This window comes from Pseudoroseomonas cervicalis, from assembly GCF_030818485.1.
Taxonomy (GTDB): domain Bacteria; phylum Pseudomonadota; class Alphaproteobacteria; order Acetobacterales; family Acetobacteraceae; genus Pseudoroseomonas; species Pseudoroseomonas cervicalis_A.
The window spans coordinates 1,353,150-1,367,460 of sequence record NZ_JAUTAJ010000004.1; the positions used below are offsets into that span (position 1 = coordinate 1,353,150).

The following is a 14,311-nucleotide window of genomic DNA, read 5'->3' on the forward strand; positions in this document are numbered from 1 at the left end:
GGAAAAGTCTTTTTGCTTCTTTTTCTTCAGAAAAAGAAGATGCCTATCCTATCATCAACGCTGCCGCGACCAGCGCGACCATCACCGCGCCCGCCATCAGCAGTCCCAGCCCAACCCGGCTGCGCCCGCTCGGCCCGATGCTGTTCTTCACGCTGGCGCCGCGCGCCAGGCCCATCGCCTCGCCGGAGGTGGTGTTCTCCAGCTGGCGGGCCAGCCGCACCTCCTCGACGCTGGGGGACATGCCGGCGGCCTCATCATCGGCGCCGAGCGGCGCCGCGGCGGGGTCGATGAAGTTCACCTTGTCGCCGGTCGAGCCGCGATTGATGTCCTGCCGCAGCAGATCGCTGTTCCCGGCCTGTCGTGCCTCGGCCATGCGGCCCTCCTGACGCTGCTTCCCGGGGACCGGACAGGGCAAAGGGGGCGCATGGCCCCCTTCCCCGATTCGAACTGCCGTGATGACGGTCAGCTGCGCTGGTTGCCGCCACCGCCATGGCTGGCCTGGCCGCCCTTCTGGCCGGCTTCCGAGGCCCGCTGCCGGTCATTGGCGAAGTTCCCGCCGCTGGCCTGGCCGCCCTTGTGGCCGGCTTCCGAGGCACGCTGCGGGTCATTGGCGAAATTGCCGCCACTCTGCTGGCCGCCCTTGCGCCCCGCCTCGGAGGCGAGCTCGGGATCCTGCGCGAAGCTGCGCTTCTCCGACGGCACGCTCTGCCCGCCCTTGGAGGCGATGTCGTGCTGCTTCTGCGGGTCCATGGAGGCGAAGCCGCGATTGGAGGTGTTGTTCTGATTGGCCATGTGTCGCTCCTTTCCGTTGTGGTCAGTCGCGGGGAAGGAACCGGCCGGGGCCGGGCAAGGTTCCCGGGAAAAATCGATGGCTCCCTGAGACGCGCCGCAGGGTCGCGCCCCAGCTTCCGGCCCGCTTCCTGCCGGGGGGCGGGTTGCCCCCGGGAGGCAGGGCGCTAGGGTGCGCCAAGTTTCTGGAGGAAATGCCATGATCGCCTGGCGCCGCACCGCCAGCCTTGCCCTGTTCGCGCCGATGCTGGCCGCGGCCCCGCTGGCCGCGCAGGAGCTGCGCATCGCCACCGGCGGCTCGGTGATCTCGCTGGATCCGCATTTCTACAATGCGACGCCGAACAACGCCGTCTCGCTGCACATCTTCGACCGGCTCGGCATGCGCGACGCGCAGAGCCGGCTGCAGCCGGCCCTCGCCCTGAGCTGGCAGCCGATCTCGGAGACGGAGTGGGAGTTCAAGCTGCGCCCGGGCGTCACCTGGCATGACGGCAAGCCCTTCACCGCCGATGACGTGGCCTTCACCATCGCCCGCACGCCGACCGTGCCGAACAGCCCGGGCGGCTTCGCCGGCTTCGTGCGCGCCGTCACCAAGGTCGAGGTGGTGGACCCGCTGACGCTGCGGGTGCAGACGCGCGGCCCCTTCCCCAATCTGCCGGCCGATCTGTCGAGCCTGGCGATCATCGCCCGCCACGCGGCGGAAGGTGCTGCGACCGAGGATTTCAACAGCGGCAAGGCGGCGATCGGCACCGGCCCCTACCGCTTCGTCAGCTACCGCGCCAATGACCGCACCGAGCTGGCGCGCAACGAGAACTGGTGGGGCGCGGCGCAGCCCTGGGCCAAGGTCAGCTACCGCTTCATCAGCAATGACGGCGCCCGCACCGCCGCGCTGCTGGCCGGCGATGTCGAGGTCATCGACCAGGTCTCGGCCACCGACCTGCCGCGGCTGCGCCGCGAATCCCGCGTGGCGCTGGCCGAGGCGCAGGGGCTGCGGCTGATCTATCTGAGCTTCGACCGCTCGCGGCGCGAGGGCGTGCCCTTCGTCACCGACCATGCCGGCCAGCCGCTGCCGCGCAACCCCTTCGACGATGCGCGGGTGCGCCGCGCGCTGAGCATCGCCATCCAGCGCGACGCGCTGGCCGAGCGGGTGATGGAAGGCACGGCGACGCCGACCGGCCAGTGGATGCCGCCCGGCACCTTCGGCCACAGCCCGGACATCAAGCCGCCCGCCTATGAGCCGGACCGCGCCCGCGCCCTGCTGGCCGAGGCCGGCTATCCGCAGGGCTTCCGCCTGACGCTGCACAGCCCGAATGACCGCTACCCCAATGACGCCAAGACGGCGCAGGCGGTGGCGCAGATGTGGACGCGCATCGGCGTGCAGACCCAGGTGGACGCGCTGCCCTGGGCCAGCTTCGCGCCGCGTTCCGCCCGGCAGGATTTCGCCGCCCGCCTGGCCGGCTGGGGCAGCAGCACGGCGGATGCCTCCTCGCTGCTGGTCAACATCCTCAGCACCTATGACCGGGCGCGCAGCACCGGCGCCAACAATGTCAGCCGCTACAGCAATCCCGAGCTGGACGCGCTGCGCGACCGCGCGCTGGCGACGCTCGACAATGGCCAGCGCGAGGCGATGCTGCGCCAGGCGGTGGCCATGGCGGAGGAGGACACGGCGATCGTGCCGCTCTACATGCTGACCAATATCTGGGCCACGCGGCGCGGCGTGACCTATGAGGCGCGCATGGACGAGGCGACGCTGGCCATGTCCGCCCGGCCCGAATAAGGCCGCGCACCCCGCCCCGCCGGCGGCCTCCGGAGAGTCCGGTGCGCCACCCGGGCGGGGCGGTTTTGCGCCGGCGCGCGGCTGGCGGCACTATGGCCGAAACCGATCCCGGGAAGGACCGCCGCATGAGCTGGACCGACGACACCGCCCGCGCCGCGCTGCGCCGTATCTTCGACGCGGCGATCCGCGCCGCCGATCCGCGCGCCATGCTGGCCGGGCACCTGCCGGAGCGGCCGAAGGGCCGCGTCGTCGTGGTGGGCGGCGGCAAATCGGCGGCGGTGATGGCGGCGGCAGTGGAGGCCGCCTGGGGCGATCTGCCGCTCTCCGGCCTGGTGGTCTGCCCCTATGGCCATGCGGTGGAGACGCGGCAGGTCGAGGTGGTCGAGGCCTCCCACCCCGTGCCCGACGCCGCCGGCGAGGGCGCCGCGCGCCGCATGCTGCAGGCGGTGCAGGGGCTGTCCGAGGACGACCTCGTGCTGGCGCTGATCTCGGGCGGCGGCTCGGCGCTGATGGCGCTGCCGGCGCCGGGGCTGACGCTGGCGCAGAAGCAGGCGGTGAACCGCGCCCTGCTCGCCTCCGGCGCCACCATCCAGGAGATGAACTGCGTGCGCCGGCATCTCTCCGCCATCAAGGGCGGGCGGCTGGCGGCGGCGGCGCATCCGGCGCGGGTGGTGACGCTGGCGATTTCCGATGTGCCGGGGGATGAGCCGATCGTCATCGCCTCCGGCCCCACCGTGCCGGACCCGTCCAGCTTCGCCGAGGCGCGCGCCATCGTCGCGCATTACGGCATCGACCTGCCGCCCGAGGTGGCGGCGCATCTGCAGGCCGCGGCGGAGGAGACGCCCAAGCCCGGCGATCCGCGCCTGGCCCGCGCCGAGTTCCGCATGATCGCGACGCCGCGCATGGCGCTGCAGGCCGCCGCTGCCGAGGCGCGCAGCCTCGGGCTGACCCCGCTGATCCTGGGCGATGCGCTGGAGGGCGAGGCGGCGGTGCTGGGCACGGCGCTGGCCGGCATCGCCCGCAGCGCCGCGGCGCATGGCGACCCGGTGCGGGCGCCGGCCCTGCTGCTCTCGGGCGGCGAGACCACGGTGACCATCCGCCAGGGCAGCAAACCCGGCCGTGGCGGGCGCAACAGCGAATGCCTGCTGGGCTTCGCCCTGGCCGCCGCCGGGCATTCCTCCCTGTGGGCGCTGATGGGGGACACGGACGGGATCGACGGGTCGGAAGCCATCGCCGGCGCCATCGCCACGCCGGACACGCTGGCCCGCGCGGGCGGCCTCGGCCTCGATCCCCGGGCCATGCTGGCGGGGCATGACAGCCACAGCCTGTTCGAGCGGCTCGGCGATACCGTGATCACCGGCCCGACTTTGACCAATGTGAACGATTTCCGGGCCATATTGATCGCCTGAGCCGATGGCTTAACTGTGGCCTGCATGCGGGCTACAGGCCCGTCCGCAGTCTCGTCGCGGGCCGTCCTGGCCCGCCCCCCCGGCCGCCGGCCGCCCTGCCCCGCCCGCCCCGCACCCGCGCGGGCCCGGCGCGGCGGGGCCGGGCGGCGCCACGAAGCGGGCCGCAAGGCCCGCGCAGCGTAAGGAAAACACCTTGGCCCCGCGCATCCCCCTCCGTCGCCGCCGCCGCACCAAGATCGTCGCGACGCTTGGCCCCGCCAGTTCCACGCCGGAGGTGATCGAGCGGCTGTATCGCGGCGGGGCGGATGTGTTCCGCCTGAATTTCAGCCATGGCAGCCATGAGGACCATGCCGCGCGCATCCGCATGATCCGCGAGCTGGAGAAGAAGGTCGGCCGCCCGATCGGCATCCTGGCCGATGTGCAGGGCCCGAAGCTGCGCGTCGGCCGTTTCCAGGGCGGGCGGGTGCAGCTGCAGGCCGGGCAGCGCTTCCGCCTCGACCTCAGCGCGACGCCGGGCGATGTGCGGCGCGTGCAGCTGCCGCATCCGGAGATCATCGAGGCGGCGCGCATCGGCACCTCGCTGCTGCTCGACGATGGCAAGCTGCGGCTGCGCGTGGTGCACAAGCGCGACGACCATCTGGAGACCGAGATCCTGGTGGGCGGCCCGCTGTCGGACCGCAAGGGCGTCAATGTCCCCGACGTGGCGCTGCCGATCCCGGCGCTGACCGAGAAGGACCGCGCCGATCTCGATTTCGTCCTGCCGCTCGGCATCGAATATATCGGCCTGTCCTTCGTGCAGCGCCCCGAGGATGTGGCCGAGGCCAAGGCCATCGCCGATGGCCGCGCCTGGGTCATGGTGAAGATGGAGAAGCCGCAGGCGGTCGAGAATCTGGAAGGCATCCTCGACCTCACCGATTGCGTCATGGTGGCGCGCGGCGATCTCGGCGTGGAATGCGCGCCGGAGGAAGTGCCGCTGATCCAGAAGCGCATCGTGCGCGAGGCGCGCGCGCGCGGCCTGCCGGTGGTCGTCGCCACCCAGATGCTGGAGAGCATGATCACCGCCCCCGCGCCCACCCGCGCCGAGGCTTCCGACGTCGCGACGGCGGTGTTCGACGGGGCCGATGCGGTGATGCTCTCGGCCGAGAGCGCCGCCGGGCAATACCCGTTCGAGGCGGTGAACATGATGGACCGCATCCTCTACCGGGTGGAGCAGGATGGTGGCTGGCGGCAGATCACCGATGCCGCGCGCCCGGCGCCGGAGAAGAACTCGGCCGGCGCCATCGCCGCCGCCGCCCGCCAGGTGGCCGAGACGATCGAGGCCGAGGCGATCGCGACCTTCACCTCCACCGGCTCCACCACGCTGCGCGTGGCGCGCGAGCGGCCGGCCAGCCCGATCCTGGGCCTGACCAGCAGCGAGGCCACGGCGCGCCGCATGGCGGTGGTCTGGGGCGTGCACTCCCTGGTCTCGGCCGAGCCGCATTCGATGACCGACATGGTCGCCAAGGCGGTGCGCGCGACGCAGGCGGAGGGCTTCGCCCAGGCCGGCGACGAGATCGTCGTCACCGCCGGCGTGCCCTTCGGCACGCCGGGCACCACCAACGCGCTGCGCGTCGCCGCGGTGAAGTGAGGCCGGCCGCCGGGCGGGTCCTGCCCGCCCGGCGGTTTTCTTTCAGTCGTCGCCGCTCAGTCGTCGCCGCCCTGCGCGGCCCGCTCGCGCGCCAGCAGCGCGCGCTTGCGCTCGATGCCCCAGCGATAGCCGGTCAGCGCCCCGTCGCGCGCCACCACACGATGGCAGGGCACCGCCATCGCCACCGGATTGGCGGCGCAGGCCGAGGCCACGGCGCGCACCGCGCGCGGCATGCCAAGCCGCTCGGCCAGGCCGGAATAGGTCGTGGTCTCGCCGGGCGGGATCTGCATCAGCGCCTGCCAGACGCGGTGCTGGAACGCCGTGCCGCGCAGGTCCAGCGGCAGGGCCAGCGCCGCGCGCGGCTCCTCGATGAAGCCGATGAGGGTGGCGAGCGCGTCGCGCATCGCCTCTCCGCCGGGCTCCAGCCGCGCCTGCGGGAAGCGCAGGCGCAGCTCGCCCAGCAGCGTCGCCTCATCCGGGCCGAAGCCGATGCGGCAGATGCCGGCATCGGTCGCCGCCACCTGCAACAGGCCGAGCGGCGTCGCCGCGCAGGCATGGCGGATGGTCTCCCCCGCGCCGCCGCGCCGCGCGGCGCCGGGGCTCATGCCCAGGATCCGGCCCGGCTTCTCATAGACCCGGCTCTCGCTGCCGAAGCCGGCGCCGGCCACCGCCTCGGCCACCCGCTCCCCGGCGGCGAGCGCCGCCTGGAGTCGCCGCGCCTTCACCGCATCGGCATAGGCGCGCGGGGTCAGGCCGGTGATCTCGCGGAACAGCCGCAGGAAATGGTGCTTCGCATAGCCCGCGCGCTCGGCCAGCGCGGCCAGCGGCGGCATGGTCTCGGCCGCGTCGATCATGGCGCAGGCGGCGCGCACCGCCTCGGCCTGCAGGCTGGCGCGCTCGCCGCGCGGGTCGCAGCGGCGGCAGGGGCGGAAGCCGGCGGCCTCGGCCGCGCCGCGATCGGCGAAGAAGCGGACATTCCTGCGCAGCGGCAGGCGCGAGGGGCAGCCAAAGCGGCAATAGACGCCCTGCGTCACCACCGCATAGAGCAGGTCCTCGCGCGTCTCGCGGCGCTGCAGGGCGGTCCAGAGGAGATCATCATCGGGGCTCATGCGGCGATCCTGCCACGGCGGCGGCCGGCGCACCCTCCGCCGCGTGCGGCGGCATGGCGCGGCCGCGGCTCAGGCATGCCCCGGCCCCGCCTTGGCGGGCTCAGGCATCCTCGCCGGTGACCTTGGCGGTCAGCCGGCGCAGCCGCTCGGCGCCGCCCTCCATGCGCGGATGGATGCTCATCGCCTCCTCCATCGAGCGCAGCGCCGCCGCATTGTCGCCGAGCTGCTCCTGATAGGTCGAGAGCAGGGCGAGCGCCTGGAAATGCCGCGGCTCCAGCACCAGCACCTGGCGCAGGTCGCGCAGCGCCGCCTGCACATCGCCGGTGGCGGCCAGGGCCTGGGCGCGCAGCAGCCAGGATTCGGCATGGCCCGGCTGCAGCGTCAGCGCGGCGTCGAAATCCTCCACCGCATCGGCCGGCGCCTCGCTCTGCAGGTTGCGCAGGCCGCGGCGCAGCAACAGCGTCACCGCGGGCGAGGCGCCCTGCGCCCAGAGGCTGCGGATTCGCGCCTCCAGCGCCTGCGCCGCCACCTCATCCGGCGCGGCGGGCAGCGCGTCGAGCAGCCGGTTGGCCTCGGCGCGGCGGGCTTCGGCGGTGGCGGGCGGCCGGCCCTGCGCCAGCGGCGCGGAGAGCGGCAGGAGGGGCAGCAGCAGCAGGGCGAACAGGGCGCGGCGCATGACAGGGAGCTTGGCGCCCCCGGCCTTGCGATCAAGCGAAAACGCCCCCGCCCCGGCAAAATTGCGCGCCGCCCCGCGCCAGGGCGGCGCTGTCAGGAAGGCGTGAGCGGCGGCGCCGCAAGGCCGCGCCGGCAGCGCAACGGCTTGGCAATACCCCCCTCTCCCGGCAGTCTGCCGCCATGCATCTGGTGCTGGCCGGGGCGGGTCTCGCGCATCTGGAGGTCCTGCGGCGCTTCGCTCTGCAGGGGCGCCTGCGCGGCCTTGCCTCCCCCCTTCTGCTGACCCTGGTGACGCCGGAAGCGGCGGTGCTGCCGGCCGGGCTGCTGCCGGCGGTGCTGGCGGGGCGGCTGCCGCGCGCCAGCGCCGAGCTGCCGCTGGCGCCGCTGCTGGAACAGGCCGGGGCGCGCTGGCTGCGCGACCGCGCCACCGGCCTCGATGCCGAGCGCCGCCTGCTGCTGCGCGAAGGCGGGCCGCCGCTGCCCTATGACCTGCTCTCGGTGAACACCGGCGCGCTGCCGGCGCCGGTGCCGCCGGGCGCGCTGCCCTTGCGTCCCGTGGCGCCCTGGCTGCAGCGGCTGGAATCGCGCGGCGCCGGCCGCATCGCGGTGATCGGCGCCGGGCTGGCGGGGGTGGAGCTGGCGCTGGCCCTGGCGCGGCGGCCGGAGCGGCCGGCCCTGCTGCTGCTGGAGGCGGCGCCCTGCCTGCTGCCCGGCCTGCCGCCGGGCTTCCGCGCCCGGGCCGAGGCGGCGCTGTCCCGCGCCGGCATCGCCTGGCGCTGCGGCTTCGTGGCCGAGGCGCTGGAGGGAGGCCGGCTGACCGGCCCCGCCGGGGAGGAGACGGAGATCGCCCTGGCGATCGCCTGCACCGGGGCGCGGCCGGCGCTCGACCTGGCCGGTGGCGGGCTGGCCTGCGACGCGGCGGGCTTCCCGCTGGTCGATGCCAGCCTGCGCAGCATCAGCCATCCGCAGATCTTCGTCAGCGGCGATGCCGCCGGCCATGCGCTGCCGCGCGGCGGCGTCTGGGCCAGCCGCGCCGCGCCCTATCTGGCGGCCAATCTGCGCCGGGCGCTGCGCGGCGCGCCGCTGCGGCAATGGCCGCAGGCCGGGCTGCCGCCGGCCCGCCCGGCGCCGCTGCCGCTGACCCTGCTCGGCACCGGGGATGGCCGGGCCATCGCGCTCTGGCGCGGCCATGTGCTGGAGGGGCGCTGGATCGGCTGGTGGAAATCCTGGCGCGACCGCCGCTTCCTGCGCCGCTACCGGCATGCCCGCGCCTGGCCGCAGGAGGGGGCGCTGCCGCATGCCGAGCCGGCGGCCGCCCCCGCCGCGCCGCCGCCGGACGGGCCGGCGCAAAAAACCGCACCGCCCGCGCCACCCTGGGCGCCCGGCCGCGTTGCAGAACGGAATGGCAAGCGCCCGCCGGGTGCCACCACCCCTTTCCTCCCCCGGCCATGAAGGAGCCGCCCATGCCCCGCCCGATGGACGCCCGACGCGGCCTCCCGCGCCGCGCCCTGCTCGCCCTGGGTGGTGGCGCCCTCGCGCTGCCGCTGGCCCGCGCCGCGCGGGCGCAGGACCGGCCCGTGGTGGTCGGCTCCAAGCTCGACACCGAGGGCGCGCTGCTGGGCGAGATGATGGCGCAGCTGCTGGAGGCCAAGGGCACCGCCGTGCAGCGCCGGCTGCAGCTGGGCCCGACGCGCATCCTGCGGCAGGCGCTGCTGGCCGGCGAGATCGACCTCTACCCCGAATACACCGGCAATGGCGCCTTCTTCTTCCAGATGGAAAGCGACCCGGCCTGGCACGACCCGGCCCAGGCGGCGGCCAAGGTCCGCGCCCTGGATGCCGAGCGCAACAGGCTGGTCTGGCTGGAGCCGGCGGCGGCCAACAACACCTGGGCCATCGCCGTGCGGCAGGATCTGGCGCGGCAGGCCAATCTGCGCACGCTGGAGGATCTGGCGCGGCATCTGCAGGGCGATGGCGCCTTCAAGCTGGCGGCCTCGGCCGAGTTCGTCGAAAGCCCGGCGGCGCTGCCGGCCTTCCAGACGGCCTATGGCTTCACCCTGCCGCCGGCGCGGCTGCTGGTGCTCTCCGGCGGCGACACGGCGGTGACGATGCGCGCCGCGGCGGAGCGGCTGAACGGCGTCAACGCCGCCATGGTCTATGGCACCGACGGCGCCATCCAGGCGCTCGATCTTGTGGTGCTGGAGGATCCGAAGGGCGCCCAGATGGTCTACCAGCCGGCGCCGGTGGTGCGGCAGGCGGTGGCGGAGCGGCTGCCGCAGCTCGGCGAATGGATGCGCCCGCTCTTCGCCTCGCTGTCGCGCGAGACGCTGCAAAAGCTGAACCAGCGCATCGTCGTCGACGGCCAGCCGGCGCGGCAGGTGGCGGAGGCGCATCTGCGCGGCCTCGGCCTCGCCCGCTGAGCATGGTGCCGCGCCACGCGGCGCTGGCCGCCCTGCCCGCCCCGCCGCAGCGCGGCGCCCCCCCGCGCGAGGCCGTGGCGGTGGGCGCGCTGGCGGCGCTGGCCGCCCTCAGCCCTGCCCTGCTCGGCCTGCTGTCGCTGGCGCCAAACCGGCTGCTCAGCCCGCGCCCCCTGGCGCTGCCGCTGACCGCGCCGGTCGGGCTGGCCGGGGGCTTCTTCCTGCTGGCCTGCCTGGCGATGGCGCTGCTGGCGCGGCGGCGCGGCCTGCTGCCCTGGGCCGAGGCGGCGGCGGCGCTGGCCGCCACCGCGCTGCTGGCCATGGCCGGGCTTGGCGCCGGCATGGCGCTGGCGGAAGCCTCGCCCAGCGCGCGCGCCATGCCGGCGGCCGGGCTGTGGGTCGGGCTGCTGCTGCTGCTGCTCGGGGCCGGGGCGGCGGCCGCCGGGCGTGGCGGCACGCCGACACGCTTCCTGGGCCTGGCCCTGGCCGGCGCCGCCGCGCTGCTGGCCGGCGGCTGGCTGGACGGGCTCTCCCTGGTGCGGGAGGCGGCGCAGCGCGAGCCGGAGCTGCGCGCCGCGCTGGCCCAGCATCTGGCGCTGTCCGGCGGCGCGCTGGCCCTGGCGCTGGCGGTCGCGCTGCCGCTCGGCCTCGCCGCGCTGCGCCGGCCACGGCTGGAGGCGGCGCTGCTGGGTGTGGCCAATGGGGTGCAGGTGGTGCCCTCCATCGCCCTGTTCGGGCTGCTGATGCCGCCGCTGGCGGCGCTGGCCGCCGCCTGGCCGGGGCTGCGCAGTTACGGCATCGGCGGCATCGGACCGGCGCCGGCGGTGCTCGGCATCGCCGCCTATCTGCTGCTGCCGCTGGCCAGCCAGCTGCTGGCCGGGCTGCGCGTGGCGCCGCCCGCCCTGGTCGAGGCGGCGCGCGGCCAGGGGCTGAGCGAGCGGCAGATCCTGTGGCGGCTGCGCCTGCCGCTCGGCCTCGGCGTGGTGCTGGGCGGGCTGCGGCTGGCGGCGGTGCAGGCGGTGGGGCTTGCGACACTCGCCGCGCTGATCGGCGGCGGCGGGCTGGGCGCGCTGGTCTTCCAGGGCATCGGCCAGCTGGCCACCGACCTGATCCTGCTCGGCGTGCTGCCGGTGGTGGCGCTGTCGCTGGCGGTGGATGCGGCGCTGGCCGCGCTGCAATCGGCGCTGGAGGCGCGCGCATGATCCGCTTCGAGGGCGCGACGCGCCGCTATGCCGGCCGCACCGTGGTGGACCGGGTGACGCTGGAGGTGCCGGCAGGGCATCTCTGCGTGCTGCTGGGCGAATCCGGCTCGGGCAAGTCCACCCTGCTGCGCATGGTGAACCGGCTGGTCGAGCCCAGCGCCGGCCGCGTGCTGGTGGAGGGGCGCGACGTCGCCCAGGCCGCGCCCGAGGCGCTGCGCCGGCGCATCGGCTATGTCATCCAGTCGGTCGGGCTGTTCCCGCATTGGCGGGTGGCCGACAATATCGCCACCGTGCCGCGCCTGCTGGGCTGGGAGGCGCCGCGCGTCGCGCTGCGGGTCGAGGAATTGCTCTCCCTCGTCGGGCTGGAGCCGGCGCTGTTCCGCGACCGCTACCCGCATGAGCTCTCCGGCGGCCAGGCGCAGCGTGTCGGCCTGGCCCGGGCGCTGGCCGCCGACCCGCCGCTGCTGCTGATGGACGAGCCCTTCTCCGCCCTCGACCCCGGCACCCGCCGCGCCCTGCAGGGCGAGCTGCGCCGCATCCACGAGGCCACCGGCAAGACCATCCTCTTCGTCACCCATGATGTGGAGGAGGCGCTGGCCCTGGCCGACGGGCTGGCGGTGCTGGAGCAGGGGCGGCTGGTGGCGCAGGGGCGCCCGGCCCAGGTGGTGGAACCCGGCGCGCCGCCCCCGGTGCGCGCCCTGTTCGGCGAGGAGGGCCTGGCCTTCCACCGGCTGGCGACACTGCCCGCGGCCGAGTTCACCCGCCCCGGCGCCCTGCCCGGCCTGGCGCTGCTGCCGCATGACGCCAGCCTGAAGCAGGCGCTGCTGCGCATGCTGGCCGAGGGCGCCGAGAGCCTGGCCATCGCCCCCGGCCCCGCCCATCCCGGCGGCACGCTGCGCTGGGAGGATGTCCCGCGCGGCGCCGGGACGGGCCGGTGAAGCCGGGGCCGATGCGGCCTGGCCTGCTGCCGCTGGCGGCGCAGGGCCTGGCCTTCCTGGCGGCGCTCTGGGCGGCACCGCATGCCGGGGCGCTCTGGCGCGCCCTGTTCCCGGAGGTCAGCCGCCCGGCCTGGACCAGCCCCGGCTGGTTCGCGCTGCTGGGCGAGCATCTGCTGCTCTCGCTGGGGGCGGCGGCCATCGCGGGCGCCATCGGGCTCGGCGCCGCCATCCTGGCCACGCGCGGCGCCGGCCGGCGGCTGCGGCCGGTGCTGGATGCGCTCTTCGCCCTGGCCCAGGCGGTGCCGCCGGTGGCGGTGATCGCGCTGTCCCTGCCGCTGCTCGGCTTCGGCGCGGCGCCGACGCTGCTGGCGCTGGTGCTCTATGCCAGCCTGCCGGTGCTGCGCGCCGCCACCGCCGGGCTGGACGCGGTGCCGCCGGCCGTGCTGGACGCGGCGCGCGGCAGCGGCATGGGCGGCTGGCGCATCCTGGCCCAGGTCGAGCTGCCGCTGGCCCTGCCGGTGATCCGCGCGGGCCTGCGCGTGGCGCTGGTGCTGGCCATCGCCACCACGGCGGTGGGCGCGGTGGCGGGGGCCAATTGCCTGGGCACGCCGATCGTCACCGGGCTGGCCAATGGCAACATGGCCTGGGTGCTGCAGGGGGCGGTGTTCACCGCCTGGCTGGCGCTGCTGGCCGATCGCGGCCTGCGCGTGGCGCTGGAGCGCGGCGGGGCGGGCTGAGGGCGCGCCGACGCGCGGCCTCTTCAGCATCTGTTACACTGTCGACCGTTAATCTCCCGGCATCCGTGACCTTGCGAGGCAGACCCGATGCTGAGTGCGCTTTGCGCCGCCCTGCCGCCCAGCGCCGCCGCCCGCCTGGCCGCCGTCGAGGGCAGCCAGGCGGTGATCGAATTCCGACCCGACGGCACCATCGTCGCCGCCAATGCGCTGTTCCTGCGCACCATGGGCTACCGGATCGAGGAAATCCGCGGCCGGCCGCACAGCCTGTTCATGGCGCCCGGCGCGCAATCCGACCCGGCCTATCAGCGCTTCTGGCAGGAGCTGCGGCAGGGCCGCTTCCAGAGCGCCGAGTTCCGCCGGCTCGCCAAGGGCGGGCGCGAGGTCTGGATCCAGGCCTCCTACTGCCCGGTGTTCAACCGCTGCGGCAAGCTGGCGCGGATCATGAAATTCGCCACCGACATCACCGCCAGCAAGAGGCTGGCGGCCGACCATGCGGGGCAGATCGCCGCCATCCACCGCTCCCGCGCCGTGGTTGAATTCGATCTCGAGGCCCGGGTGCTCACCGCCAACGAGAAATTCCTCACCCTCACCGGCTACCGGCTGGAGGAGATCCAGGGCCAGCACCACCGCATCTTCATGGACCCGGCGGAGGCCCGCCTGCCCGCCTATGAGGCCTTCTGGCAGGCGCTGCGCGAGGGCAAGTACCAGGCGGCCGAGTTCCGCCGCATCGCCAAGGACGGGCACGAGATCTGGATCCAGGCCATCTACAACCCGATCCTGGCGCCGGGCGGCGAGCTGATGAAGATCGTGAAATACGCCACCGACGTGACCGCCGCGGTGCAGACCCGGCTGCGCCGCCAGCAGCTGGGGCAGGAGGTGGCCACGGAGCTGTCCGGCATCGCCCGCGCCGCCGAGGCCGCGCTGCACCGCGCCGAGGCGGCGGCGGGCGCCACCGGGGAAACCCTGGGCACGGTGCAGGCAATCGCCAGCTCGGCCGAGGAGATGGCGCAATCCGTCTCCGAGATCAGCCGGCAGGTGCGCGGCGCCTCGGAGGTGTCGGTGGCCGGGCGGGCGGAGGCGGAACGCGCCTCGGCGACGGTGGCGGAGCTGGTGCAGGCGGCCGACCGCATCGGTGAGGTGCTGGGGCTGATCGCCGCCATCGCCGGCCAGACCAACCTGCTGGCGCTGAACGCCACGATCGAGGCGGCCCGCGCCGGCGAGGCCGGCAAGGGCTTCGCCGTCGTCGCCTCGGAGGTGAAGAACCTGGCCAGCCAGACCGCCAGGGCCACCGGCGAGATCAGCAGCCAGGTCGGGCAGATGCGCGGCGCGGTGGAGCAGACGGTGGCGGCGATCCGCTCGGTGGCGGGGCGGATCGAGGCGATTTCCGGCATCGCCACCGCCATCACCGGCGCGGTGGAGCGGCAGAGCGGCACCACCCAGCAACTGGCCGCCAACATGGCGCAGGCGGCCGGCGCGGTGCAGGCCATCAGCCAGAGCCTGCAGGAGATCAATGGCTCGGCCGAGCAGATGCGGGGCAGCATCCGCAACGCGGCCGACCTGTCCACCGCCCTGACCGGCTGAGGCCCGGCCGGGCCGCGCCCCGGGCGGGGCGGAGGGGTCAGGCGGGGACCGGTGGC

13 protein-coding genes are annotated in these 14,311 nt (G+C 74.8%); 9 read left to right on the plus strand and 4 right to left on the minus strand.

Annotation, left to right across the window (positions count from 1 at the left end; translation table 11 throughout):
• Positions 1-43: 43 nt before the first annotated feature.
• Both QE401_RS10185 and QE401_RS10190 read right to left on the minus strand, forming a co-directional pair.
• Positions 44-373, minus strand: a complete 330-nt coding sequence (locus QE401_RS10185; RefSeq protein WP_307138095.1) for a hypothetical protein — start codon at positions 371-373, stop codon at positions 44-46.
• A gap of 89 nt (positions 374-462) precedes the next feature.
• Positions 463-792 (minus strand): con-10 family general stress protein, encoded by a 330-nt coding sequence (locus QE401_RS10190; RefSeq protein ID WP_307138096.1) that lies wholly within the window; start codon positions 790-792, stop codon positions 463-465.
• Between the two features lie 196 nt (positions 793-988).
• Between QE401_RS10190 and QE401_RS10195 the strand changes: the two genes are divergently transcribed.
• The 3 genes from QE401_RS10195 (at position 989) to pyk (ending at position 5,599) form a co-directional block, all read left to right on the plus strand.
• Positions 989-2,563 (plus strand): ABC transporter substrate-binding protein, encoded by a 1,575-nt coding sequence (locus QE401_RS10195; protein WP_307138097.1) that lies wholly within the window; start codon positions 989-991, stop codon positions 2,561-2,563.
• A gap of 125 nt (positions 2,564-2,688) precedes the next feature.
• Positions 2,689-3,972 (plus strand): glycerate kinase type-2 family protein, encoded by a 1,284-nt coding sequence (locus tag QE401_RS10200; RefSeq protein WP_307138098.1) that lies wholly within the window; start codon positions 2,689-2,691, stop codon positions 3,970-3,972.
• A 193-nt stretch (positions 3,973-4,165) separates the two neighbouring features.
• A complete protein-coding gene (gene pyk / locus QE401_RS10205) occupies positions 4,166-5,599 on the plus strand; it encodes a pyruvate kinase (protein ID WP_307138099.1) in 1,434 nt (477 codons plus the stop codon).
• A 56-nt stretch (positions 5,600-5,655) separates the two neighbouring features.
• On the opposite strand, the gene ada is transcribed toward pyk, so the two are convergent.
• Together ada and QE401_RS10215 are read right to left on the minus strand one after the other, a co-directional pair.
• A complete protein-coding gene (gene ada, locus QE401_RS10210) occupies positions 5,656-6,708 on the minus strand; it encodes a bifunctional DNA-binding transcriptional regulator/O6-methylguanine-DNA methyltransferase Ada (RefSeq protein WP_307138100.1) in 1,053 nt (350 codons plus the stop codon).
• 100 nt (positions 6,709-6,808) lie between these two features.
• Positions 6,809-7,384, minus strand: a complete 576-nt coding sequence (locus QE401_RS10215) for a tetratricopeptide repeat protein (RefSeq protein ID WP_307138101.1) — start codon at positions 7,382-7,384, stop codon at positions 6,809-6,811.
• A 179-nt stretch (positions 7,385-7,563) separates the two neighbouring features.
• Here QE401_RS10215 and QE401_RS10220 point away from each other — a divergent pair, with 179 nt between their 5' ends.
• The 6 genes from QE401_RS10220 (at position 7,564) to QE401_RS10245 (ending at position 14,255) form a co-directional block, all read left to right on the plus strand.
• A complete protein-coding gene (locus QE401_RS10220) occupies positions 7,564-8,835 on the plus strand; it encodes an NAD(P)/FAD-dependent oxidoreductase (protein ID WP_307138102.1) in 1,272 nt (423 codons plus the stop codon).
• A gap of 11 nt (positions 8,836-8,846) precedes the next feature.
• Complete coding sequence (gene osmF / locus QE401_RS10225; protein ID WP_307138103.1) at positions 8,847-9,800, plus strand: glycine betaine ABC transporter substrate-binding protein OsmF; 954 nt, start codon at positions 8,847-8,849, stop codon at positions 9,798-9,800.
• A gap of 2 nt (positions 9,801-9,802) precedes the next feature.
• Positions 9,803-10,999 (plus strand): ABC transporter permease subunit, encoded by a 1,197-nt coding sequence (locus QE401_RS10230; RefSeq protein WP_307138104.1) that lies wholly within the window; start codon positions 9,803-9,805, stop codon positions 10,997-10,999.
• Entirely contained in the window at positions 10,996-11,937 is a 942-nt protein-coding gene (locus QE401_RS10235; RefSeq protein WP_307138105.1) for an ABC transporter ATP-binding protein, read from the plus strand. The genes QE401_RS10230 and QE401_RS10235 overlap by 4 nt, the downstream gene beginning before the upstream one ends.
• Positions 11,938-11,948: 11 nt before the next feature.
• Positions 11,949-12,674: an ABC transporter permease gene (locus QE401_RS10240; protein ID WP_307138106.1), complete on the plus strand. Its 726-nt coding sequence runs from the start codon at positions 11,949-11,951 to the stop codon at positions 12,672-12,674.
• Positions 12,675-12,761: 87 nt separating this feature from the next.
• Entirely contained in the window at positions 12,762-14,255 is a 1,494-nt protein-coding gene (locus tag QE401_RS10245; RefSeq protein WP_307138107.1) for a methyl-accepting chemotaxis protein, read from the plus strand.
• Positions 14,256-14,311 lie beyond the last annotated feature (56 nt).

Coding starts and splice junctions, on each gene's coding strand:
- QE401_RS10220 (WP_307138102.1), top strand. CDS start 7,564: ATGCATCTGGTGCTGGCCGGGGCGGGTCTCGCGCATCTGGAGGTCCTG.
- QE401_RS10230 (WP_307138104.1), top strand. CDS start 9,803: ATGGTGCCGCGCCACGCGGCGCTGGCCGCCCTGCCCGCCCCGCCGCAG.
- QE401_RS10200 (WP_307138098.1), top strand. CDS start 2,689: ATGAGCTGGACCGACGACACCGCCCGCGCCGCGCTGCGCCGTATCTTC.
- QE401_RS10235 (WP_307138105.1), top strand. CDS start 10,996: ATGATCCGCTTCGAGGGCGCGACGCGCCGCTATGCCGGCCGCACCGTG.
- ada (WP_307138100.1), bottom strand. CDS start 6,708: ATGAGCCCCGATGATGATCTCCTCTGGACCGCCCTGCAGCGCCGCGAG.
- QE401_RS10185 (WP_307138095.1), bottom strand. CDS start 373: ATGGCCGAGGCACGACAGGCCGGGAACAGCGATCTGCTGCGGCAGGAC.
- QE401_RS10190 (WP_307138096.1), bottom strand. CDS start 792: ATGGCCAATCAGAACAACACCTCCAATCGCGGCTTCGCCTCCATGGAC.
- QE401_RS10245 (WP_307138107.1), top strand. CDS start 12,762: ATGCTGAGTGCGCTTTGCGCCGCCCTGCCGCCCAGCGCCGCCGCCCGC.
- QE401_RS10240 (WP_307138106.1), top strand. CDS start 11,949: ATGCGGCCTGGCCTGCTGCCGCTGGCGGCGCAGGGCCTGGCCTTCCTG.
- osmF (WP_307138103.1), top strand. CDS start 8,847: ATGCCCCGCCCGATGGACGCCCGACGCGGCCTCCCGCGCCGCGCCCTG.
- QE401_RS10195 (WP_307138097.1), top strand. CDS start 989: ATGATCGCCTGGCGCCGCACCGCCAGCCTTGCCCTGTTCGCGCCGATG.
- QE401_RS10215 (WP_307138101.1), bottom strand. CDS start 7,384: ATGCGCCGCGCCCTGTTCGCCCTGCTGCTGCTGCCCCTCCTGCCGCTC.